The organism is Streptomyces sp. NP-1717 (assembly GCF_022695985.1).
Taxonomy (GTDB): Bacteria; Actinomycetota; Actinomycetes; order Streptomycetales; family Streptomycetaceae; genus Streptomyces.
Genome location: NZ_JAAPBF010000450.1, coordinates 1 through 1599 on the forward strand (window position 1 = coordinate 1; position 1599 = coordinate 1599).

General features: G+C 78.4%; 1 pseudogene. It reads right to left on the reverse strand.

Annotation, left to right across the window (positions count from 1 at the left end):
• A pseudogene (locus GXP76_RS35395) lies at positions 1 to 1599 on the reverse strand (hypothetical protein); the annotation flags it as partial.

A 1599-nucleotide genomic window follows, 5' to 3' on the forward strand; every position in this document is an offset into this window, starting at 1 on the left:
ATTCGACGGTGGCCAGCACGTCGGGTCCCGGTGGCAGCAGTCCGCCGTCGCCGAGAGCGCCGAGGATGCGGGAGTCGTCGGCGGCGGCCGTACGCAGATCGAAGAGCTGGCGCTCGGCGGCGGCGACTCCCTGGTCGAGCAGTTCGCGCAGTTCGTCGGCGTACCGGTCCAACTCCTCGGCGGTGAGGGGGCCTTGGCCGGCCGGGTGCGGCACTGTGGCGTTCCGGCCGGTGGTGTGCGGGCCGGTCTGCGGGCCGGTGGTGTGCGGGTCCGGGCCGTCGGTTCGGGACAGTTGCCCGAGGGCGGTGCCGGTGCCGTCCTGTCGCTCCGTGCCGCCGGTGCCCGCGGCGCCTCCCGAGGCTCCTGGGCCCCGCTCCGCGGCCGTACCGGTCCCCGCGCCCGCCGAGGGGCCCGGCGCGCCGTCCGAGCCGCCCCGGGCGGCGCTGCGCGGCCCCGGGACGCCCGCTCGTGCCGGGGCGCCGGGCAGGCCGAGCAGCTCGGTGAGGCGTTCCTCCTCGGCGATGGACTCGGCGGTACGGCGCTCCGCCTCGTACTCGTGCTCGGCGGCGCGGGCGGCGTCGACGGCGCGCGCGGCGGACAGTTCGGCGCGGGACTCGGCCGCCGCCGCCTCCCTGGCCCGGTCGGTGGCCGCGCGCGCTGCCTCCCTGGCCGTGTCCCAGGCGGCGACCGCGGATTTCTCCGCGTCGCTCGCGGCGAGCGCGGCGCGGGCGGGGTCGGCGTCGGGGGCGGTGTCGTCGAGCCAGCCGGCCCGTACCGCCTCGGCGGTCTCCTGCTCGACCTCGGTGAGTCGCTGACGCAGATGACCGGTCTCGCTGCGGGCGCGCTGGGCCTCGGTGGCCGCCGCCGTCGCGTCGCGGTGCGCGGCCTCGCCGGCCTCCTGGAGTGCGGCGGAGCGCTCCTCCTCCTCGTTGGCCAGGCTCTCGCCGTCGGCGGCGGCGGAGTGCAGCGCGCGGACGAGGTCGGCGGCGGCGGTGGCACGAGCGGCCAGGGCGGGTGCCGCGTCGCGTTCGGCCTCGCGGATCGCGGCGGCGACGCGCGCCGAGCGGTCGGCCGCGGCGCGGTGCCGCAGAACGTTCTCGGCGGCCTGCCAGGCGGAGTGGAGCGTACGGGCGTCGCTGAGCTCCCGCCGCTGGGCGGCGGCGGCCTTCTCGGCGACGGTGAGGGCCAGGGAGGCGTGGCGGTAGGCCAGTTCGGCGGTGATGAGCGCGCTGCGGCCGCGGGCCCCGTCCGCCTCGGTGACGGTGTGGGCCGCGGCGGTGACCCGCTCGGCGAGGTCGCCGACGCGGTCCCGCTCGACGGCGGCGCGGGCCGTGAGCCTGCGCGCGAGCGTGCGGGTGCGGCGCTCGGCGGCGGCGTGGATGTCGCGGGCCCGGGACCGGGAGTCGGTGGCGTCGACGATACGGCCGAGCAGGTCGACGGAGCCGGCCGTGAAGTCCCGCTCGGCGGTGAGTTCGGCGCGGCGGCCCAGTTTGTTGCCGAAGCCGCCGACGAGGTCGGCGAGCCCGTCCGTGTCGCGGGTGTCGGTGACGGCGCGCAGCAGCAGGTCGGTGAAGTCGGAGTCCTTCTTCACCGCGAAGA